This window comes from Roseburia sp. AM59-24XD (assembly GCF_003478445.1).
Taxonomy (GTDB): Bacteria; Bacillota; Clostridia; order Lachnospirales; family Lachnospiraceae; genus Jutongia.
The window spans coordinates 57,513-78,795 of the sequence record NZ_QUET01000002.1; the positions used below are offsets into that span (position 1 = coordinate 57,513).

Annotated in this window: 17 protein-coding genes and 1 pseudogene; 3 read left to right on the top strand and 15 right to left on the bottom strand. The window is 47.9% G+C overall.

Going from position 1 to position 21,283, the window contains the following annotated elements; translation table 11 throughout:
• Positions 1 to 87: 87 nt before the first annotated feature.
• The 9 genes from DXA20_RS01120 to DXA20_RS01160 form a co-directional block, all read right to left on the bottom strand.
• Complete coding sequence (locus DXA20_RS01120; RefSeq protein WP_158577087.1) at positions 88 to 1,089, bottom strand: CotS family spore coat protein; 1,002 nt, start codon at positions 1,087 to 1,089, stop codon at positions 88 to 90.
• 515 nt (positions 1,090 to 1,604) lie between these two features.
• Positions 1,605 to 2,504: a sensor histidine kinase gene (locus DXA20_RS01125; RefSeq protein ID WP_118558995.1), complete on the bottom strand. Its 900-nt coding sequence runs from the start codon at positions 2,502 to 2,504 to the stop codon at positions 1,605 to 1,607.
• A 144-nt stretch (positions 2,505 to 2,648) separates the two neighbouring features.
• A complete protein-coding gene (locus DXA20_RS01130; protein ID WP_147403663.1) occupies positions 2,649 to 3,521 on the bottom strand; it encodes a hypothetical protein in 873 nt (290 codons plus the stop codon).
• 58 nt (positions 3,522 to 3,579) lie between these two features.
• Positions 3,580 to 4,485, bottom strand: a complete 906-nt coding sequence (locus DXA20_RS01135; protein ID WP_118558997.1) for an ABC transporter ATP-binding protein — start codon at positions 4,483 to 4,485, stop codon at positions 3,580 to 3,582.
• 144 nt (positions 4,486 to 4,629) lie between these two features.
• Positions 4,630 to 5,304 carry a response regulator transcription factor gene (locus tag DXA20_RS01140; protein WP_022304860.1) on the bottom strand — a complete coding sequence of 225 codons (675 nt, stop codon included), beginning with the start codon at positions 5,302 to 5,304 and terminating at the stop codon, positions 4,630 to 4,632.
• A 145-nt stretch (positions 5,305 to 5,449) separates the two neighbouring features.
• The gene (locus tag DXA20_RS01145; protein WP_022304861.1) at positions 5,450 to 5,953 is read right to left on the bottom strand and encodes a Gx transporter family protein; all 504 of its coding nucleotides are present in this window, start codon (positions 5,951 to 5,953) and stop codon (positions 5,450 to 5,452) included.
• Entirely contained in the window at positions 5,950 to 7,767 is a 1,818-nt protein-coding gene (locus tag DXA20_RS01150; RefSeq protein WP_022304862.1) for a DUF885 domain-containing protein, read from the bottom strand. The genes DXA20_RS01145 and DXA20_RS01150 overlap by 4 nt, the downstream gene beginning before the upstream one ends.
• A 97-nt stretch (positions 7,768 to 7,864) precedes the next feature.
• Positions 7,865 to 9,646 (bottom strand): ABC transporter ATP-binding protein, encoded by a 1,782-nt coding sequence (locus DXA20_RS01155; RefSeq protein WP_022304863.1) that lies wholly within the window; start codon positions 9,644 to 9,646, stop codon positions 7,865 to 7,867.
• Positions 9,647 to 9,669: 23 nt separating this feature from the next.
• Positions 9,670 to 11,397 (bottom strand): ABC transporter ATP-binding protein, encoded by a 1,728-nt coding sequence (locus DXA20_RS01160; protein WP_118558998.1) that lies wholly within the window; start codon positions 11,395 to 11,397, stop codon positions 9,670 to 9,672.
• Positions 11,398 to 11,592: 195 nt separating this feature from the next.
• On the opposite strand from DXA20_RS01160, the gene DXA20_RS01165 reads away from it, so the two are divergent.
• From DXA20_RS01165 to DXA20_RS16545, 3 genes are all read left to right on the top strand, one after another.
• Complete coding sequence (locus DXA20_RS01165; protein ID WP_022304865.1) at positions 11,593 to 12,489, top strand: helix-turn-helix domain-containing protein; 897 nt, start codon at positions 11,593 to 11,595, stop codon at positions 12,487 to 12,489.
• 107 nt (positions 12,490 to 12,596) lie between these two features.
• Complete coding sequence (locus DXA20_RS01170; RefSeq protein WP_118558999.1) at positions 12,597 to 13,157, top strand: DUF5662 family protein; 561 nt, start codon at positions 12,597 to 12,599, stop codon at positions 13,155 to 13,157.
• Between the two features lie 310 nt (positions 13,158 to 13,467).
• Entirely contained in the window at positions 13,468 to 13,863 is a 396-nt protein-coding gene (locus DXA20_RS16545; protein WP_243100481.1) for a phosphatase PAP2 family protein, read from the top strand.
• 27 nt (positions 13,864 to 13,890) lie between these two features.
• Here DXA20_RS16545 and DXA20_RS18570 read toward each other — a convergent pair whose 3' ends face one another.
• The 6 genes and pseudogenes from DXA20_RS18570 to DXA20_RS01200 form a co-directional block, all read right to left on the bottom strand.
• On the bottom strand, positions 13,891 to 14,406 hold the full coding sequence (locus DXA20_RS18570) for a M24 family metallopeptidase C-terminal domain-containing protein (protein WP_243100482.1): 516 nt from the start codon (positions 14,404 to 14,406) through the stop codon (positions 13,891 to 13,893).
• A complete protein-coding gene (locus DXA20_RS01180; RefSeq protein WP_243100483.1) occupies positions 14,346 to 15,689 on the bottom strand; it encodes an aminopeptidase P family N-terminal domain-containing protein in 1,344 nt (447 codons plus the stop codon). The genes DXA20_RS18570 and DXA20_RS01180 overlap by 61 nt, the downstream gene beginning before the upstream one ends.
• A gap of 93 nt (positions 15,690 to 15,782) precedes the next feature.
• Positions 15,783 to 16,643 (bottom strand): 16S rRNA (adenine(1518)-N(6)/adenine(1519)-N(6))-dimethyltransferase RsmA, encoded by an 861-nt coding sequence (gene rsmA / locus DXA20_RS01185; protein WP_022304869.1) that lies wholly within the window; start codon positions 16,641 to 16,643, stop codon positions 15,783 to 15,785.
• A 2-nt stretch (positions 16,644 to 16,645) separates the two neighbouring features.
• On the bottom strand, positions 16,646 to 17,428 hold the full coding sequence (locus tag DXA20_RS01190; protein ID WP_330420553.1) for a TatD family hydrolase: 783 nt from the start codon (positions 17,426 to 17,428) through the stop codon (positions 16,646 to 16,648).
• Positions 17,429 to 18,087: 659 nt separating this feature from the next.
• Positions 18,088 to 19,538, bottom strand: a pseudogene (locus tag DXA20_RS01195) (sodium:proton antiporter).
• Between the two features lie 160 nt (positions 19,539 to 19,698).
• Positions 19,699 to 21,141, bottom strand: coding sequence for a spore germination protein (locus tag DXA20_RS01200; RefSeq protein ID WP_022307130.1), 1,443 nt, complete (start codon positions 21,139 to 21,141; stop codon positions 19,699 to 19,701).
• Between the last annotated feature and the right edge of the window lie 142 nt (positions 21,142 to 21,283).

The window sequence follows — 21,283 nt, forward strand, 5'->3', positions numbered from 1 at the left end:
ATTGTCCCAGCCAATATTTTAACACAGCCCGCCCAAAATAGGAAGAGGGCAACCGGTCAATCTGACAGCATTCCCTGATCCCCTGTATCAGCACGCCCCACAGAGCAGTGGGCGAAGCTCTCTTAAAAAGTACGCACGCTTCTCCTCCTGCGCGCGGATCCGGAGCAGCTTTTCCAGATTCTTTGACGACATCCATGATTTTCTACTGTTGTAGTAGAAATTGACAAGTTTCCAATATTTCTCCGGATACAGCAGCATCGCGTACAATACGCGCCGCTCCGTCTCCTCCAGCTTACGCTCACGGTCATATGCATCGATCAGGCTTTTGCCAAACTCCGCCTGCCAGCCGTTTTTCTCCATGACTTTTCGCAGAAAATCATACAGATCACGCACCTGTATCCCGATCTCCGCACGGTCGAAGTTGGTGATTGCCAGATCTTTCCCGACGAAAAGCACATTGTGGTAGCTGTAGCTGCCATGCCGCACTTTTCCCTGCTCTAACGTTTCCTGCCATAGTGCTTCGTAACCGCTTTCCTGCAGGAGCGTCTGTGCGAGACATGCCTGATCATAGAACAGATCATACGAACCAAGCAGGCAGATCTCCATCTCATTTTTCTGCTTCTTGCTGCGGATATAGCTGCGGACACGCTTTAACTCCTTATTATGCCGTTCCATCTCCTGCTGCACGCTCTCCTTCCGGATGTAGCTTTCGCCTTCCTCGTTTCCAAGCTGCATCAATGCATGCAGTCTGCCAAGATAAGACGCACAACGCAGCACACAGCGCTGATCCCTGATATCGCACTCATTTCCGGCATACCACCGGCGCATGACCCAGTTGTTCCGGTAATTATCCTTTGTAAAATATTCTTCCCGGTTATTTTTATATGTATGATCCACCAGCAGACCGCCCTGCTGCCCCAGAAGCTGCTTGATCCTCTCCTCAAATTCAATCCTCGCCTGACTGACGGAGTATTCCTTCAAAAGCCGCAGTCCCTGATCGGTCTCCAGCAAAAAAGCCCCTCTTGTGCGCCGTCTCGTGCGAACCTCACAAGGATACTGTTTTAACACTTCTTCCAGCTTATCTTCCATCGATCTATCCCCCATTCGTAGTTGTCTCTTCTATCATATGAAAGATAAATGAAAGTTATACCACCGGATCGGCAATCCTCCCGCAAAGATATGACTCCGGCTCACCCGCCGATCCGGTTGATCAGCTCAAGCTTCGCACACCGGTAATTTAACTGCGCCCATACTATTTCTTATGTCTCAGGAAAATGAATATAGATTTTTGCCTCAGGATATCTGAAAAAACCGCGAAGCTGTGACCCCCAAATTGACGCAGATCAGTAGGATTTCTGAAAAGTCTTTGCTTTGCAATGTTTCGATGAATACGTGTCTGGACGACTGAGCCTTCGGGAAGACACGTTTATCGAACATCGAAACAGCAAAGCAATTAGACTTTTTGAAATCCGTAAGTGACAAGACAATTTGGGTGTCAGAGCTTCGCGGTTATTCAAAAAACTGTGGCAAAAATCATATTTACACTACGGACATAAGAAATAGTATGGGCGCAGTAATATATTCCATATGCGAAGCCTGAGTGATCAGATCATCGGAAGCGTCAGCCGGATCTGAAAAACATTTCCCTCTAAGGAGGCGGTGATCGTTCCGTTCATGTACCCGGTCAGTTCCTTTGCGATCGCCATCCCAAGCCCGGTTGAATTTCTGCTCCGGGCAGGATCCGCCTTATAAAAGCGTTCAAAAATCCGGTCCACGTCGATCTCCTCCGGCCGCTCCACCTCATTGGCGATCACCGCAGACGCATTCCCCTCCTGCGCAGACAGCGTGACCGACACGCGGCTGCCGCCATGATCCAGAACATTTTTGATGATATTTTGCAGAATGCGGCGGATCGCCTGCTCGTTTCCCTTCACCACCATCTGTCCCTCCGGCAGATCGACCGCCGGACAGATGCCATTTCGTTCCCATTCGTCATAATAGGAAAACATCGTCTCTGCCATAATGGCATTAAAATCACATTTCTCCAGCTTCAGATCATACGTCCGGCTTTCGAGACGTGTAAATGCGAAAAGCTCCTCCAAAATATCACGGAGCGCATGGATCCTTTCCTGAATAATGCGCAGATATCGCACCTGCGTTTCCGGCTCCTGTGTCTGTGTCAGAAGCTGGAAATAGCCATCCAGAGAGGTAAGAGGCGTGCGGATATCATGGGACAGATTCGTATAGGTCTGGGCGATGCGGTTTTCATTGCGGATCCACTGCTGCCGCTTTGTTTTCTGCTGTGCGAACACCTGATTTAAAGTGTCCGTCAGCTTCCCGATTCCTCCAAAGCGGACATCGCAGACGAGATCCCCGTTGCTCTGCTTCTCTTCCAGAAAACGGATCTGCCTCTCCAGCTCGCGGATCTGCCGGATCAACTTAAAAAGCAGCAGCCCCAGAATAACCGCCAAAATTCCAAATCCACATGCCAGACCTGTCACCATCCTGTTCTCACCTTCCTCTCAGGCACCGCAGAGTCCTTTCCCCGTAGGCACTGCGGTCAAAATCTCATATTTTCCATATAGTCATAACTGCTTTGTGCCGTATAAACACTGTTTCTACAGCATTTTCATACGACCGGCCATTTGCTATGCAAGATCTCTTTTCTCGACATTTATAATGCTAAGCACTGTCATCACAGCCAGATAGCATACCGCCAGGATCACCGCATTCCGGATCTGTGTGTCAGCAACACCCGGTACAATCAGATTTATCTTTGTTGTGATCAGATAATTCTCCAGCTGCAGATTCTCGATATGCAGAAAACGCCTGCTTGCCACATTGATCAGCATGCACAAAAGAGACGCCATTCCCATGCTTAAGCAGACACCTGCCGTCATACCGAGTGCGCGGCTGCGGATCACCATCGTAAGCGTCATGCACGCAACCAGAAAAGCATACTGCAGAAGCATCTGAATACCAATGCACGGCAGATATGTCTGTGCGGATCCCCAATGGAGATATCCCTGCGTCGCTACAAGTGCCACTACCTGTGTCGCAAGCATGATCGCATCAAATACCAGCACATAAACCGCCGCAGCCACCCATTTCGCCACAATAAGACGATATCTTCTTTTTACCTGACCGCCGATATTTTTAATATATCCATTTTTCTGATCCGCCGTCACGAAAATAATCAGGAAAATAACATTAAACAACGCAAACATCCCGGAGGACAAATGTGCCATAAAAACCTGCAGGACCTGAAGATTATTCGCATCCATGCCCTCGCTGCTTTCATTAATACCAAACTGAAGCGATGTTGCATCATCACTTTCCTCATCAGCCTGCGATGAGGATGGACCATCAACAAGAGTTACCTCTGATGTTGTATTTTCCTCAATATCCGACACCAGAAAGGATGCCGACACTGCAACCATCAAAATTGTGATCAGAGTGATCACCCAGAATGCCTGCATCCGAAACATTTTATATAATTCCATTCGTATTGTATTACACATAAGCTTTCCATTCCTTTCCCAGCCCACTGACACCGGGCTGCAGCACAAATTTCACGGATCAGTCCGAAGTCAGATTTAAGAAATAGCTCTCTAACTCTTCCTGATTCACCTTCATCTCGCGTGGCAGCACGCCTGCGTTTACAAGCTCCCGGTTGATAAGCATGCTGTCCTCCAGCCGCTCATACACATGCAAATGTGTCGGATCCACTGCCTCGTAATCATGGATATTCATGCTGTCCAGTACCGTCATGGCCTTCTGCGGCTCATCCACAACGAGCTCCAGCCGCTTCTCACACTGCTGCATAAGCTGCTCCTGCGAAAGCTCCTTGATCAGACTTCCCTTGTGAATGATCCCGAAATCGGTACAGAGCTTGGAAAGCTCCTCTAAAATATGACTGGAAATCAGAATCGTAATATCTCTCTCCTGCGCCAGCGCCCGCAGCATATCGCGCACCTCCGCAATTCCCTGCGGATCCAGTCCGTTGATCGGCTCATCCAATACCAAAAGATCCGGATTTCCGACAAGTGCCAGCGCAATGCCAAGCCTCTGCTTCATTCCCAGCGAAAAATGACCTGCCTTTTTCCTGCCGACATCCCCAAGACCAACCATGTCTAAAAGCTCATCCGCATATTTGCGGTCATGAATGCCAAACAGCTGCGCCTTGATCATCAGATTATCTTTCGCCGTCATATTTGGATAAATGCCCGGTGCCTCGATCAGACAGCCGACACGCGAGCGAACCTGTGCAAGCTCCTTTCCGCTGTATCCAAAAATAGAATATTCTCCTGCCGTTGGGTTGGACAGACCACAGATCATTTTCAAAAAGGTCGTTTTGCCGGCTCCGTTCCTGCCGATAAATCCATACACCGCTCCCCTTCGTATATGCATGTCCAGCCGGTTCACTGCCTTATAACGCCCAAACTGCTTTGTTAAACCATGGGTTTCCAATAAGATCTCACTCATATTATGTTACATCCTTTCCTTATGATGAGTACCAGTATAAAGAGCATCCTCTAAAATAACGCTAAGAAAAGGTAAAGAAAAAGTAAATGATGCAATATAGCAATTCGTCGGAGCAAAAAAGCTTTACCTCCAACATCATTAAAATTATTGATTCAGCCGGTATCCGATCCCCCAGACTGTCTGAATATATTCCTTGTCCGTCACTGCCTTGAGCTTCTTGCGGATGTTGCTGATATGCACATCCAGTGTTTTGGTCTCGCCCATGTATTCCTCCTCCCAGGCATAGGTAAAGATCGCCTCCTTACGGAAAACCTGCTTCGGATGGCGGATCAGAAGCTCTAAGATCGCATACTCCTGTCTGGTCAGATGCAAAATTTCCTGTCCGTCCACCCAGATCTGGTGTGTCTTATCATCCAACGTGATCCCGCCACACTCGATCCGGTCCGGCTCCGCCTCCTGCCCGGCATGGCGAAGCTGTATCTGCACGCGCGCGATCACCTCATTAATGTCAAATGGCTTCGTAATATAATCATCGGCTCCGCTTGTCAGCAGATCAAGCTTCTCCTCCATGGCATCCTTTGCCGTCAGAACGATCACCGGTGTGTCCCCCTGTCTGCGGATCAGCTGCAAAACCTCCTCACCGGTCATCCCCGGAAGCATCAGATCAAGCAGCACAAGCATCCATGACTCCTTCTCCAGCCACAGCGCCGCTTCCGTACCGGAAAATGCCTGTCCACATGTGTACCCTTTTTGGGACAGTGCTTCCTTCAGTAGATTGTTGATATTTACATCATCCTCCACGATCAGTATTTTTTTCATTCCATTCTGCCTTTCTCTTAGAACATCTCTTAATTTCTTCTTATCTCATTACTTTCTCACAATATCTCATAATTATCATCTGCGATATTACTTTCTCACAATATCCTGTATCAACCTCAATGCACTTTCGTTCCACCTTAAGATCTTAGCCCCTCTGCTCTTCTTCCGGCAGCCGCTTTACCACGCCCGTACCGATCATTCCGACTACCGCTCCGGCGATCATTCCGCTAAACCACAGCACGCCAAGATAATACGCCACGCCCGTTGATTCCAGCACGACCATCGCAACGAGGATCTGTCCGATATTATGGACAATACCTCCCGCCACGCTGACAACCGGAAGACGGAACCGCCCGCTTCGTTTCAGCAAAAGCATCACAATAGTGCTCAGCATTCCTCCGGCAAAGCTGTACAGCAGCGAAAACATATTTCCAAAGGTAAACGCCACCAGAAGGATGCGGATGCCGTTGATCACAAGCGCATCCATTGTGCTTAACCGGTAGATTGCCACCAGCACTACCAGATTTGTAAGTCCCAGCTTTACGCCCGGAACCATTGCAAGCGGTGGAAGCTGCGCCTCCAGCCAGGACAGCACAAATGCCACCGCGATCAACATTCCCCTTAATGCTGTCTTTTGTGTCCGAGTCATTTCTTCTGCTCCTCAATCCATTGATCCAGGCGGTCCTCCAGCACCACAAACGGCACTGCCCCCGTTCCCAGATAATATTTATGAAACTTCTTCAGAGAAAACTTCTCCCCCAGAGCATTCTCCGCTTTCGTACGCAGCTCATTGATCTCCAGATATCCCAATGTATACTGCATATAGCTCACCGGCTCCGCCACAACAGAATCATAGACAACGGATGCCTGTGAAGTGTCAAAGCCGTAATCCTTCAGAAATGCGGTCAGCTTCTTTCTGCTCCAGTCATAATAATTCACATTGATGTCCGCTTTTGCGTACAGACAGAGCGTGGCGATCAGATTCTCCCCGTTTAGCTGCGCCGTCTCGTCGCTCATTCCGGCAAGCTGATAGCTGTACTTCTCTGCATAGGTTCCCCAGCCCTCCGAATAACCACCGACGCTGACCACTCTCCGAAACAGTGCCGGATCCTGCGACAGAAAATATGCATTCTGATACAGATGTCCCGGATACGCTTCGTGTGCGATCGTCGAAAAGCATTCGGTGAGATCATAATCATCACTCTGATTAAGATATACTACATTTTGCTTGTAATCGTCAATAGGCGAGGTCATATAAAGTGCCGGACTTAAGCTGTCCTCCAGCGATTCATCGACATATTTCACTTGACAGGTCACATCATCCGGCAGCGGTTCAAAATCGTTGCTGATCTGTTCCCGCAGATAATCCACGGTTTCCGCCGGATCGGTACAGGGATATGTAAAATCCTCCGCATCGTAATAGGCATCCGGCGTCTTCGTCATGATGCGCGACATTTTCTTCTCTGCGGATCGAAGTGCCTTATCCACAAGACGATCGATCTCCGAAATGCTTCGGTAGGAGCCTGTCATGGACTCCATCTGATACTCATAATACTGCTTTCCCCCGGTAAGCTTGCACAGTCCCCCCGCATTATTGCCGGTTCCCTTGAGCTGCTCCAGGGCACTGATCAGGCTCTGGTACGCCGGGATCACGCACTCCGACACTGCCGCTTCATTCTGTCTGATATATTCTGCTCGTTCCTCCTCTGAAACACCTTTGACAGATGCGATCCCCTTCGAAAAGGAGTCCAGCAGATAATTCTCCTTTGGTTCCGCAATAAAATCCTTACACTGCTTTATGATCGCCTGACAGGTCACATCACTCATAAACAGCTTCTTCTCAGATTTCATCTTTTCAAAATCAATGATCTGTGCAAAATAATCCGGAATCTGACGGAGAAGTGCAAGATAATCTTCGATATCCTGTCTGTCCCAAAAATGGTACTCTGCGAGGATCAGAGGAAGCTGTGCCTGAATCCCGGTTGTCGGTCCCAGACATTCGGAATATTCCAATACCTCCGAGCTTTTCAACTCTGTCTTAAGCAGACTGCGCAGCGTATCATATTCTAACTTCTGTTCCTCCGTCAGTGCCTCATACGGAAACCTTTCCAGAGAGGACAACCAGTTTTCATCCGTCATAATGCCGTCCCGTAAATCGGACAATGTATATGCTCCAAGGGTCGGCTTTTCCATGCTCACGCCATATTTCTCCGGCTCCTTTAAGGTGTAATTTAAGGTCAGCGTATCCTCTGTGACCATCGCCTTAAACACCTGCAGCATAAATTCATCAAACCGTTTCTGCGTTGTCTCCTTACTCTCGGTTGTCTTTACCTTCGGCCGCTGCATCAGAGAAGTCAGGTTTGTCCGCGAACCCACCTCGTACCAGCAAAAAACGACCGCCCACAGCGCACAGGCGATAAACAGAAATTTAAGCTTTCTGTTCCTTCTCCTTTTCTCCTTCATTGCCACCCTCCAATTCTTTTCATCGACAAAGATGCAGGAGGATTTCCCCCTGCATCATTCTATGCCTGTCTATTTTAATTTATTCCTGCCGGTTTGTCTATCCCTGATACTGTGACATATACAGATTATAGTACAGACCCTTCTGCTTCAAAAGCTCCTCATGACTACCGGACTCAATAATCTTTCCATCGTCCACATACATAATGCGGTCTGCCCCCTGAATCGTAGAAAGACGGTGCGCAATGATGAAGGACGTTCTTCCCTTCAAAAGTTCATCCAGACCCTTCTGCAATGCGATCTCGGTCTCTGTGTCAATGCTTGAGGTTGCCTCGTCAAGGATCAGCACGGACGGATCGTTTAAGAGTGCTCTCGCAAAGGAGATCAGCTGTCTCTGTCCAACCGACAGACGGCTTCCTCTCTCGTTGACCTGTGTATTGTAGCCGTCCTCCATCTGCATGATAAAGTCATGCGCACAGACGGTTTTCGCCGCACGGATCACCTCTTCGTCCGTTGCCGTTTTGTTGCCGTAGCGGATATTGTCCATGATCGTTCCTGAGAAAATAAAGCTATCCTGCATCATCACACCCATCTGGCTGCGCAGCGAATGAAGCTTCACCTTCGAAATGTCCTGTCCGTCAATTCGGACACATCCGCTGTCGGTATTGTAGAATCGGCTCAACAGATTGACGATTGTTGTCTTACCGGCACCGGTCGGTCCCACGATCGCGATCGTCTGTCCCTGATCTACATGAAAGCTGACATCCTTCAGGATCGGAATACCATCCTCATAGCTGAAGGTTACATGCTCAAAGTCAACAACTCCCTTAATCTCCGGCATCTCGATGGCATCCGGCTCGTCTGTGACCTCCACCGGTTCGTCGATTGTCTCGAAGATACGCTCCAGATAGGAGATTGCCGTCAGCACGCTGTTATAAAATCCGGCAATCGTGTTGATCGGCTGCCAGAATCTGGAAATATAGGCGGTAAACATAACAAGCACACCAACCGTAACGCCGGAGGTTCCGCCGCCCATAATGCAGGAAACACCGACCACATACACAAAGGAGGTCGTGATCACGGAGATCAGATCTACCATCGGGCTCATCATAAAGTTATAATAAACAGCTTTGAGCCACGCCTTCTGATAACTCATGCTTAACGAGTTGAAGATCTCAATGTTCTCCTTTTCACGGACAAACGCCTGCGTCACACGAATGCCGTTAATACTCTCCGCAATATATGCATTGAGGTTGGACTGCTTATTGCTCTGAAGCTGCCAGCTCGCCCGCTGCTTTCTCTTCAGCACGACCACATAAATGATCAGCACCGGCAAACCACACAGGCAGATCCAGGTCAGCTTCGGACTGGTCCAGAACATAAAGATCAGAATGAAGATCAGGTTGCACAGATCGGTGATCGTATTTAAGATACCGTTTGACAAAAGATCACTTAGGTTATTTACATAATTTACCACACGCACCTGAATCTTGCCGTGTGGTCTCTCATCATAGTAGGAAAACGGCAGCTCCTGCAGATGTGCAAACAGATCCTCACGGATCTCATAAATGATATCCTGTCCGACCTTCGTCATCTGATCGATCTTGAGCCACATACAGACGATCGAATAGATCACGATCAGAAGTGTGTAGATCACAAGCCGGATGATCCCGTTCATATCCTTCTGTGGAATATAACGGTCCATCTCAAGCTGTACAAACTTAGGGATCAGCATTGTCAGTGCTGAAGAGCTCAGCATCAGCAGCATGATAATAAACATTTTGCCAAAGTACGGCTTCACATATCCGCCCAGTCGTTTCAACTGTTTTATGTCAAAGTGGTCTTCTAAGGCTTCATCCACATCATAACGATTTCTAGCCATCTATTTTCACACTCCTTTCTGAATTATACCGCCATCTCCGGATACTGGTGATGGTAAACGGTCGCATAATATCCGTTCTTTGCCAGAAGCTCCTCATGCGTTCCCTGCTCGATGATCTGTCCGTTATCCAGGACAAGGATCTTGTCGGCATTGCGGATGGAGGAGATGCGATAAGCAATGATAAACGTCGTACAGCTGTGATTGATATTATCAAGCTGCTTCTGAATATAGCTCTCTGTCTCCATATCCACCGCCGAGGTGGTATCGTCAAGCACAAGGATCGCCGGATCCTTCAGAAGTGCTCTCGCCAGAGAAATACGCTGCTTCTGTCCACCGGACAGACCAACGCCGCGCTCACCGACGATGGTATCATAGCCGTCCGGAAGCTCCTTAATAAACAGATTAGCATCTGCCATCTTTGCCACTTCCTTGACGCGTTCAAAGCTGCAGTCCGGCTGACCATATGCGATATTGCCCTCGATGGTGTCCGAAAAAAGAAACACATCCTGCATCGCAATACCGATATTATCACGCAGCTCATACATGTCGTAATCCTTTACATTAATGCCATCGACAAGTACCTCGCCGTCAGTTGCATCAAAGAAACGGCACAGAAGATTGATCACTGTTGACTTTCCGGCACCGGTCGTACCAATGATACCGACCGTCTGTCCTTTATCAACCGTAAAGCTGACATCCTGAAGAATATCTTCATCGTCCGCACGATAAGAAACATCCTTAAACTCCACGGTTCCGTCCAGCTTTCTGTGATGCATCGGATGCGCCGGTTTCTTAACATCCGGCTCTGCCATGTATGTATGGTAAATCTTCTCTACTGATGTAGTAAATCTCTGTACGTCGTTGATCCACCAGCCTGCCATACGAAGAGGCTGTGTCAGCATCCACAGATATCCGTTGATCGTAACGAAATTACCCATCGTGATCTCGCCCCGGATCACCATCCAGCCACCGACAAGCATCAGCACGATCGTCAGCAGATTGGACCAGAACTCAAATAACGGTACATAACGGCGCCAGATCTTTGCCGCACCAAGCTCGGCATCACGGTATCCGTCGTTCTCAACCGCAAACTTCTCCATCTCGTAGTCTTCCTTGGCAAACGCCTTCACGACACGATTGCCACTGATATTTTCCTGTACATAGGTATTGAGGCTGGAGAATGCCTGACGGCAGCGCCCGAACGCCGGATGCACATTTTTCGACTGGTTCATCGTTGTCAGTGCCGTCAGCGGAATTGCCGGAAGCATACACAGCGCCAGCTTCCAGTCGGTCTTGAAGATCATCAGAAGCGCAAATACAAAATAAAGGATATTCTCATATACAATATAGATGACATACGCCACAAAATGACGGATTGCATCCATATCGCCGGTCTGACGGCTCATCAGATCTCCGGTGCGGTTCTTATTATAGAAAGCAAAATCCTCCTGCAACAGCTTGCGATACACCTTGTCGCGCATACTGTACAGGACGCCCTGAGAGCTCACCTCAAAAAGAACCTGCGAAAAGAAACGGCAAAGTCCCTTCACAATGATCGTTCCGAGCAAAAAGGCGATCAGATACGGCAGCATCCCGGTCTTTCCTCCATTGATGACATCATCGACGATCATACCGGAAATATACGGGTTGACCAGAGATGCTATGGCGAGGATCGTCACAAGCACAAGCCCCCAGAACATCTTCCACTTATATTGCCGCAAAAAGCTGTAAAACCATTGTATTGGGGTCATTTTAAGCTACCTCCTTTTTCTTTTCATTATCTTTTTTTGCAGTGAAAATTAGTGTAGCATGGAGGCTCAAGGTATGCTATAATGAATCTTGAAAAAAACTGAAAAAATCTATCATATTATTCATGATCATTTGTAACATTTTTATGAACAGACACCGATAAACATTGCACTTACATATTATAAGGAGTCAAATTCATGGAACCAATAAATAAAAAAAATGTATTTTTTCAATACATTGACCGGCTGAACACTCCCCTGGAAGTATTTATTCTGCAGGAAAGTGATACGAGTACCGGTGTCGGACCCCACTGGCATTATTATCTGGAAATGCTTTATGTCCTCCACGGCGAGCTTAAGGCACAGTGTGATAATGATTTTTATATCCTGCATCCCGGGGATCTGATCCTGTTTTATCCGCAGGCAGTCCATTCGATGCACCGCGCACCGGATTATACGGGAGAGGTTCACTATTTTGTGATCATGATCGATCTGAACTTCTTAAATATTACAAACGAGTACCGCACCCGTTTCTCCAAGCTGTTCCGGATCGCCTACCAGCAGAATCCCGATTATATTCACTTCCGCCGCCACGAACTGCAGGAGCTGCCGATCTTACAGCTTCTCACGCACAGTCTCGAGGAGAAGCGCCGGCACGACTACGGCTATGACGTAATGATCTGTTCGGATATTGCTTCGATCCTGACCTACCTGATGCGCTGTCTCAAGCAGAAGGGCGTCGATACCGACACGATCATTACTGCGCCGGATGACTACGATGCCTCAATCTATTCCATTTCCAAATATATTGAGCAGCACTGCGGAGAGCCGCTTCGTGTACATGAGCTTGCGCAGATGTGCGGTATGAGTTACTCGTATTTTGCGAAGCTTTTCCGGGAAACCTACAATCAGTCCTGCAAGGAATATATTGAATTTACCCGCATTAACAAAGCGGCGGATCTGTTGCTTTTCACAAACCAGGATCTGACGTATATCAGCCAGGAGACCGGCTTTGCCGACTGCAGTCACCTGATCCGCACCTTCAAAAAGTGGAAGGGAATGACACCAAAGCAGTGGAAGAAATCGCTGAAATAGGCATTTTTTCATCCGGAAACAGGCATTTTGCTGCTTAATAGAAATATAAGAAACTTTTTAGTTTCTTTCATGAGGTTTTATGGTACAATCTATGGAAAGGAAATGAAATGAACTACTGGAATAATTTTATTGGTCATCTGCGGACGATCCTTCATCACAAGAAGCTTGTCCGCCACTACTGCTTTAAAGCCGGGCTTTACAAACAGGGTATCATGCATGACTGGTCCAAATATTCCCCAACCGAGTTTATTCAGGGAGTAAAGTATTATCAGGGTGGAAAACGAAGTCCCAATTACGGCGAGAAAATAGCAAAGGGCTATTCCTCCGCCTGGCTTCATCACAAGGGACGGAACCGTCATCATTTTGAATACTGGATCGATATGGCGATCGATCCGCGCGAAGGACTTCAGGGCATGCCGATGCCAACCCGCTATATTATAGAGATGTTCTGCGACCGCATCGCCGCCAGTCAGAATTATAACCGTGACAATTACGATGACTCTTTCCCCCTTGCTTATTATGAAAAAAACAAAGACCACTACCCGCTGCATCCGGATGCGAGAGCATTGCTGGAGAAACTGCTGCATATGCTGGCAGAGGAGGGCGAGGAGACAACTTTCGCCTATATCCGCAGGGAAGTGGATTGGAAGCATTCGCCTAAGCATTAGCTTCCATAGAAAGGATTGTTATGAACAAAATCATCACCACATTTTTACGAAAGTACAAATACATGATCCTTGTATTGTATTTTCCGATTTATATGCTTTGGTTCTCCTGGCTCGAACGACGTGACCTTTCACATTTTACAATAATTCATTGTAAGCTGGATGATATGATCCCGTTCTGCGAGCTGTTTGCCATCCCGTATTTTCTGTGGTTTTTATATGTGGCTGTTTCGTTGCTCTTTCTGTTTTTACAGTCAGAGCACATGTCCGACTTTTATCGGTGCAGCGCGGTGCTGATGCTTGGCATGACAACATGTCTGATCATTTACACGATCTTTCCGAATGCACAGCCGCTTCGCCCGGAAAGCTTTCCGCGAGACAATTTTCTGACAGGGATCGTTGCCGGCTTGTATCAGGCGACACTCCGACGAACGTCTGCCCGAGCATTCACGTGTACAACTCCATTGCGATCCACATGGCACTGTCACAGAGCCACGCACTGCGGGAACACAAGGGCATCCGCACCGGTTCGCTTGTGCTGTGCATCCTGATCTGCCTGTCCACCATGTTCTTAAAGCAGCATTCGATCATTGATGTGGGCTGTGCGATCCTGTTATATATCTTTTATTATATGATCGTGTACCGTTCTGAATTTTTCGCATTAAAGCGTCAGGTTCCGGCACGCACACCGTCCAAAACAAACTGTTAAAGAAAAACCGACATCGCATTCTGCATTTTAATCGATCGGTGCACAGGCATCCATCAGCCATTCTGCCTCGTTGCGGTCAAGATACGGTGAGATCGTATCGTAGACCTTCTCATGATATTCGTTCAAAAGCTGCTTGTCCTGCTGTGTCATCTGCGACGGATCGATCGCATCACGCTCAAACGGTGCCAGAGTCAACGCCTCAAAGCCGAGGAACTGTCCAAATTCATTCTGCTCCTTCTCCACGCAGAGGAGCAGATTCTCCAGACGGATACCAAACTTCCCCTCCAGATAAACTCCCGGTTCATCCGAGGTGATCATGCCCGGCTGCAGCTCAACATTGCCGTCCGGCTGAGCCACGATCCGGTAACGGATCGCATTCGGTCCCTCATGAACGTTTAACAAACAGCCCACTCCGTGTCCGGTTCCATGATTGAAATCGCAGCCCATATCCCACAACGGCTGTCTTGCAAGAATATCGAGCGCTACACCGCTGCAACCCTTTTTGAACTTGGCTGCGGCAAGACGAAGATTACCGCAGAGCACTGCCGTATAATATTTCTTCTCCTCCGGCGTTGCTCCTGTCCAAGAAGGATCGTCCGTGTCACATCTGTAGTTCCCTGCAGATAATGTCCACCGGTGTCTAACAGCAAAAATCCCTCTGTCAGAATTCTGGCATCCGTCTCCTCCGTTGCGCTGTAATGCACGATCGCTCCATGCGGACCATACGCCGCGATCGGGTCAAAGCTTGGTCCCATATAATCGCCGACACTGCCACGGAATGCCTCAAGTTGTGCCGCGGCAAGGCGCTCCGTGAGCGGAATCTTCTGGATGTTCTGTTTCAACCAGTACATAAACCGCACAAGTGCAACACCGTCCTTGATATGTGCGATCTTCTCCCCGGCGATCTCCGCCGGATTCTTCACTGCCTTCATCATCTTTGTCGGGCATACAGCATTGACGATCTTGGAATTTTGTGGCACGGAATTGACAAGCTGGTAATTCGCCACATGCATGTCCATCACCACACGGCTTCCCGCCGGTACAGCGGCAAGATAATCATAGATCTCATCATACTCCCGCAGCAACACACTGTCCCTTGCAAGCTCCTGACGAAGCCTTGTACTGAAAGCACTCTTGTTTGCAAAAAGGATCCTCTCTAACGGCTTGATCACCAGATAACTAAGCACAACCGGGCAACAGTGGATGTCCTCACCGCGGATATTGAGTGCCCATGCGATATCGTCTAATGATGTGATCACGAGCATATCTGCCTTGCGCGTATCCAGCCATTTACAAATGGCATCCAGCTTCTCTCCACGTTCTACACCTGTATACTGCGTACTCAGGCTGTACGCCGGCTTTGCCTCCAGCCACGGACGGTTATACCAGACAGCACCCACCAGATCAAACTCCGTCACAAGGCGTGCTCCCTTGCTCTCCACAATCTTTTTGAGTTGCAGCGCATAAAACGCATCCACCATACGTCCGTCAAAACCAAGACACTGCCCCGGCTGAATATGCTGCGCAATGTATTCAAAGATCTTCGGCACACCCGGCTCACCCATGCGGTACAGCGTGATCCCGCTTCCGGCAAGCTGTGCTTCCGCCTGCAGAAAATATCTGCCGTCCGTCCAGAGCCCCGCCTCTGTTGCGCTCACAAGCAGACTTCCCGCAGATCCGGTAAAGCCGGACATATATTCTCTGCACTTAAAATAATCTGCCACATACTCCGAGCCATGAAAATCATTGGTCGGGATATAATAATAATCAATTCCATCCTGCTGCATCAGATTTCGTAATACAGCGATTTTTTCAGTTACCTTCATCGTTTCTCCACCTTTCTATACGATTAACAAATTCTTAAAGCGCAATGCGCAACAGATGCAAAGCATCCGGATATCAGAATGATTATATTGCTTCTATCCTTTTAGTATATTACTAAGCTCTGCAAACTGCTCCAGTGACAGTGCCTCTCCGCGGATCGTCCCGGAAAGTCCCATCTTTTCCAGTGCTTCCGCTGTCTGCTGCTTTGTGACCGGCAGACCGGCATCGTTTCCAAGTCCGTTCTGCAGTGTCTTGCGCCTCTGATTAAACGAAGCACGGATCACACGGAAGAAGAACTTCTCGTCCACAACATTCACCGGCGGCTGCTCATGACAGGTCAGCCGGATCACCGCAGATCCCACCTTCGGACGCGGCATAAAACAGTTCGGCGGCACATTTGCCGTAATCTCTGCCCTTGAGTAATACTGCACGGCAAGCGACAGGGCACCGTAATCCTTTGTCCCCGGACCTGCCTGCATCCGTTCGGCAACCTCTTTCTGCACCATGACCGTCACACTCGCAAGCGGAACATGGCTCTCAAATAACGCCATAATGATCGGTGTTGTTATATAGTATGGCAGATTTGCCACCACCTTAATCGGTTTGCCGTCATTATATTCCTCGGCAATCTTTCCGATATCAAGCTTTAAAATATCCTCATTGACCACCGTCACATTATCATATTCCTTCAGGGTATCTGCGAGGATCGGCAGAAGATTCTTGTCGATCTCCACCGCCATCACTCTGCCTGCATGCTCGCACAGATACTGCGTCATCGTGCCGATACCCGGTCCGATCTCCAGTACAAAATCATCCTTTGTAATATTGGAGGATTCCACGATGCGCTCCAGCACATGGGTATCGATCAGAAAGTTCTGTCCAAATTTCTTTTGAAAATGGAAATCATATTTTTGTAAAACTTCGATGGTATTCTGCGGATTACCTAATGTTGCCATAACTACCCCCTTATTCTGTACATTCTGCGCGCGTTCTGTTCCGTCACACGGATGACTTCCTCTCTGCTGATCCCTTTGATCTGCGCAATGGCATCCACCACATGTGTCAGCTGTCTCGAATCATTTCGTTTGCCGCGGTTCGGCACCGGCGTCAGATACGGTGAATCCGTCTCAAGCACAAGCTGCTCCAGAGGTGCTTCCTTCACAACCTCCACCAGCTTTCTGCCGTTTTTAAATGTAACAACGCCGCCGATTCCCAAGTAGAAGCCCTTCTTCAGATAAATGCGTGCCAATTCGACCGAATACGAAAAGCAGTGGATCACACCGCCCTGTGACCAGTCGCAGTGCTCCTCCATGATCTCCAGCGTGTCCTGCGCCGCATCACGGCTGTGAATGATCACCGGCATCTTCATTTCCTTTGCTGCCTCAAGCTGTCTGATGAACCACTCCTTCTGTACCTGCCTTGTCGGGTCCTCGTAATAATAGTCGAGTCCGATCTCACCGACCGCCACGATCTTCGGCTCTTTTGTCAGCTCCTTTAACCACTCCACCGTCTCCGGCGTCATATGCTCCACATCCTCCGGATGCACGCCCACAGCACCGTACACGAAATCATATTGTCTGCTGAGTGCCACGGCATCCTTCGTGGACGAAATGCTCGCACCAACCTCCACGATCGTGCCGACACCGGCATCCTTCATGGATGCAAGCAACTCGTCCCGGTCCTGCGCAAAGGCTTCATCCATATAATGTGCATGTGTATCAAAAATCATCACTTTCACCATACCTTTTCCTGATTGTCCATCGGGGAACATAAATACAAATGTTAATTACTCAGGCTTCGCGCACCGATTATTCGATTGCGCCCATAATATTTCTTATGTCCGTAGTGTATATATGATTTTTGCCTTAGTTTTTTGAATAACCGTGAACTGGTGACACCCAAATTGTCTTGTCACTTACGGATTTCGGAAAGTCTAAATGCTTTGCTGTTTCGATGTTTGATAAACGTGTCTTCCCGTATTCGCCTCCGGGTGGAATTCAGGTGTTTCGTAAGGCACTTGCGCTCGCCACTACTTGCATCCTGTTTTGTGGGATGCTATGTAGTGCTGCGTAGCGCATTGTAGCGAGAGCGTGCCGGTCGAAATAACTGATTCCACCCGGAGACTCAGTCGTCCAGACACGCATTCATCGAAACATTGCAAAGCAAAGACTTTCCGGAAATCCTACTGATCTGCGTCAATTTGGGTGTCACAGTTTCACGGTTTCATCAAGTATCCTGAGGCAAAAATCTATATTCATCTCTCTGAGACATAAAAAATATTATGGGCGCAGTTATATGTTCCATGCGCGAAGCCTGAGTGATTAACAGAAATATCCCCGATGTCTGCAATATATCATACCACAGATTATCGGGGACGTCATTGTCAAACTCCGTTCTTATTTAGAAAAACAGGAAAAATACCAATGTATCAATAATAAATACCGGAATCAGGCAGCTTACAGACCATGCCATATATCCAAAGAAGGAAGGCATCTTGATTCCGTTTTCCTCGGCGATGGAACGAACCATGAAGTTCGGTGCATTACCAATGTATGTGTTCGCTCCCATGAATACAGCACCACAGGAGATCGCCATCAGGAAGATCTTCGGGATCGTTCCGTCTAATACCTTTACCATACTTCCACCGGTCAGTGCAGAATGTACTGCCGTTGTGAAGAATACCAGATAGGTCGGTGTATTGTCCAAAAAGCTGGACAGGAAACCGGTCATCCAGAAGAACTGCCAAGGCTCCTTGATACCAAGATCTGCGCCTCTCGCCTTCAGGATCAGAAGTGCCGGGATCATCGTAATGAAGATACCGATGAAAAGTACGGCAACCTCCTGGATCGCATCCCATGTGAAATGATTCTCTTCGCGGACTTCCTTCTTCGTTGTGCGGAGGGAAAGGAAAGCGGCGATCAATATCATTGCCATCTCAAGAATGGATGCATAGCCAAGCTCAACCTCACCATAGAAATGAATGCCCTTCGCAAAGAAAGGTACCTTCTGTGGAAGTACACCACTCAGAATAACGGCTGCCACGATCACGATCATAAAGAAAATGTTGTGTGCACCTGCAAGATGAAGCTTTTTCTTTTCTTTTGATGTCTCCGGCTTCAGACCGTCAGCCAGATCCTTCTTATAGGCATTATTATCGATGATGAAAAACAGTATCAATAAAATTGCGACATTCAAAAGCATAACCGGCAGCAGATTCAGACTCCAGAAGAATCCAACGCCATTATTAAATCCCATCAACAGTGGCGGATCACCGACAGGAGTCAGACATCCACCGATATTGGATACCAGGAAAATGAAGAATATCACGATCTGTGCCTTGCGCTGACGCCACTTGTTGGCACGGATCAGCGGACGGATCATAACCATACTGGCACCCGTTGTACCGATCCATCCTGCAAGTACAGTACCAATCAGCAGTAACAGTACATTTAGCTTCGGTGTGCGACCAGATCTCCCTCGAGTACAATATTACCTGCCACACAGAACAGACCAAATAACAAAACGATAAATCCAAGATAATCACCGATAATGGATTCTAACACCTGCTCCCATGCTGTTCCTGCACCGATAAAGGTTGCAAAAGGAACAATAAATACAAGTGACCAGAAGATAACCACTGCCGGTTTCCATTTCTCCCACCATTCGCCTACAATAAGAGGACAAATTGCAATACACAAAAGCATTCCAACAAATGGGATGCAATATGTAAGTGACAAAGTTTTTCCAACGTTCTCGGCTCCCGACTCCGCAGCAAATGCTACCGAAGAGTTTGCCAGCATAGCACATAATACCAGTGCAACACCCCATACCGCAGATTTCAGTTTTTTCATAATCTACGCCTCCGTTTTCATCATATAATTTTGCGTAAAGAAACACGGCAGAAAACAAACTGCTTCATTTTCCACCGCGCACATTTTAACATATTATCTCTCAAAATATCTACTATTTTTAATAAGAAATCATATTTTCTTTTGTGCAAATAGTCTATAATTAGTTCTTTTTAGAACCTTGTCGATTTAACTTTTCGTTTTCACTCAGACTGACACGAAAAAACCGCTTCATTAGCTGTGCTCCGTCAAACGGGATCAGCGGATATAAATAGTTTCGTCCGTTGATCGTTCGCGTACAGAGTGGTGTCACGATCAGGATGACTGTCCCTGCGAGAAAGCCCCAGCCACCGAAGATTCCGGTCAGGATCAGAAGCTGGATACGCATAAATTTGATTGCATAGCCAAGCTCCATGTTGCTCTGGCTGTAATTGGCAATCGCCACAAACGCCATATAAAGCATGATCTCGGAATTAAACCAGCCGGACTTAACCGTATAATCACCAAAAACGATACCTGCAATGATACTGAGCGGCGTGTTTAACATATTCGGCGTATTGACCGCCGCCATCCTCAGTCCATCGATCGCCACCTCCAGGATCAGAAGCTGCGTCACCGGCGGAATATACATCGGATCCTGTATCTTGATAAACTCGAACGAGTGCGGCACCCAGTCCGGATGCTGCATCAGCAGGATAAAAAACGGTGTCAGGAAAATAGACACAACATTGATGATAAACCGGCTGAAACGCAGATAGGTACCGGTTAACGGCGGAAAATAATAATCATTGGCATCCTCAATAATCTCAAACAGAGATGTCGGAAGGATCATCGCTGCCGATGAATTATCACAGAGTATGACAATGCTGCCCTCGAGCAGACAGGCCGCTGTCGTATCCGGTCTCTCGGTAAACTTAAACTTCGGAAATGGATTGATCCAGCCCTTTTTGAAAATACATTCGCCAAGACTTTCCTGATTCATCGTCAGCGAATCCACATCAATTCCCTTAAGCCGCTTTTGCACCTCCCTGAGTACGCCGGGATTCACTCTGTTTTGCATATAACAGATCGCAACGTCCGTTTTAGAGCTTCGCCCGACATCAACCAGTTCAAAGGACAGATCCGTATCACGGATCCGCCGTCTTATCAATGCCATATTCGGGATCAGCGATTCAATAAAGCCGTCTCTTGATCCACGCAGCACCTTATCCTTGTCCGGCTCGTCCACACTGCGGCTCGGATATTCCCTGAAATCGAGCGCCAGAATAATGTCGTAGCCCTCCACCATCAGGCAGCTCATTCCGGAAAGCACCGACTTCACAAACATTTCCTGATCTGCGACCTTCATCAGATCCAGATACGGAATCTGCTGCTGCAGAAATCCCGCAAAATCCTCCGGCATCTGTTCCTCGGTGATCTTGTAGAAAAACTCCATCACCTTCTCGGAAACCTCACCCTTTAAAAATCCGTCGACCGTATAAAATGCCGCCTGTTTTCCGCCGATCATGAAGCGGCGCCGGATCAGGTCAAAGCTGTCCTCGATCCGAAGAAGCTGCTTTGCTGCCTCATCCCGCTGTTCAAACGTTCCCTGAAATATGTCTGTCATACGAACCCTCATTTCTAAACTACTCGTTATTATTGAAAAATACCGTCTATTCGATTCACTGTTATTTCCGTTACAAACAAATATTTTGCACACAATTTCGTTTCTTTCCAAAATAGTATGTTCATTTTTCCGGAAATTAACA

What these genes read in the sequence shown, in the direction of transcription:
- DXA20_RS01120 (WP_158577087.1), bottom strand. Translation starts at nt 1,089, where the DNA reads ATGGAAGATAAGCTGGAAGAAGTGTTAAAACAGTATCCTTGTGAGGTT.
- DXA20_RS01125 (WP_118558995.1), bottom strand. Translation starts at nt 2,504, where the DNA reads ATGGTGACAGGTCTGGCATGTGGATTTGGAATTTTGGCGGTTATTCTG.
- DXA20_RS01130 (WP_147403663.1), bottom strand. Translation starts at nt 3,521, where the DNA reads ATGTGTAATACAATACGAATGGAATTATATAAAATGTTTCGGATGCAG.
- DXA20_RS01135 (WP_118558997.1), bottom strand. Translation starts at nt 4,485, where the DNA reads ATGAGTGAGATCTTATTGGAAACCCATGGTTTAACAAAGCAGTTTGGG.
- DXA20_RS01140 (WP_022304860.1), bottom strand. Translation starts at nt 5,304, where the DNA reads ATGAAAAAAATACTGATCGTGGAGGATGATGTAAATATCAACAATCTA.
- DXA20_RS01145 (WP_022304861.1), bottom strand. Translation starts at nt 5,953, where the DNA reads ATGACTCGGACACAAAAGACAGCATTAAGGGGAATGTTGATCGCGGTG.
- DXA20_RS01150 (WP_022304862.1), bottom strand. Translation starts at nt 7,767, where the DNA reads ATGAAGGAGAAAAGGAGAAGGAACAGAAAGCTTAAATTTCTGTTTATC.
- DXA20_RS01155 (WP_022304863.1), bottom strand. Translation starts at nt 9,646, where the DNA reads ATGGCTAGAAATCGTTATGATGTGGATGAAGCCTTAGAAGACCACTTT.
- DXA20_RS01160 (WP_118558998.1), bottom strand. Translation starts at nt 11,397, where the DNA reads ATGACCCCAATACAATGGTTTTACAGCTTTTTGCGGCAATATAAGTGG.
- DXA20_RS01165 (WP_022304865.1), top strand. Translation starts at nt 11,593, where the DNA reads ATGGAACCAATAAATAAAAAAAATGTATTTTTTCAATACATTGACCGG.
- DXA20_RS01170 (WP_118558999.1), top strand. Translation starts at nt 12,597, where the DNA reads ATGAACTACTGGAATAATTTTATTGGTCATCTGCGGACGATCCTTCAT.
- DXA20_RS16545 (WP_243100481.1), top strand. Translation starts at nt 13,468, where the DNA reads ATGTCTGATCATTTACACGATCTTTCCGAATGCACAGCCGCTTCGCCC.
- DXA20_RS01180 (WP_243100483.1), bottom strand. Translation starts at nt 15,689, where the DNA reads ATGAAGGTAACTGAAAAAATCGCTGTATTACGAAATCTGATGCAGCAG.
- rsmA (WP_022304869.1), bottom strand. Translation starts at nt 16,643, where the DNA reads ATGGCAACATTAGGTAATCCGCAGAATACCATCGAAGTTTTACAAAAA.
- DXA20_RS01190 (WP_330420553.1), bottom strand. Translation starts at nt 17,428, where the DNA reads ATGGTGAAAGTGATGATTTTTGATACACATGCACATTATATGGATGAA.
- DXA20_RS01200 (WP_022307130.1), bottom strand. Translation starts at nt 21,141, where the DNA reads ATGACAGACATATTTCAGGGAACGTTTGAACAGCGGGATGAGGCAGCA.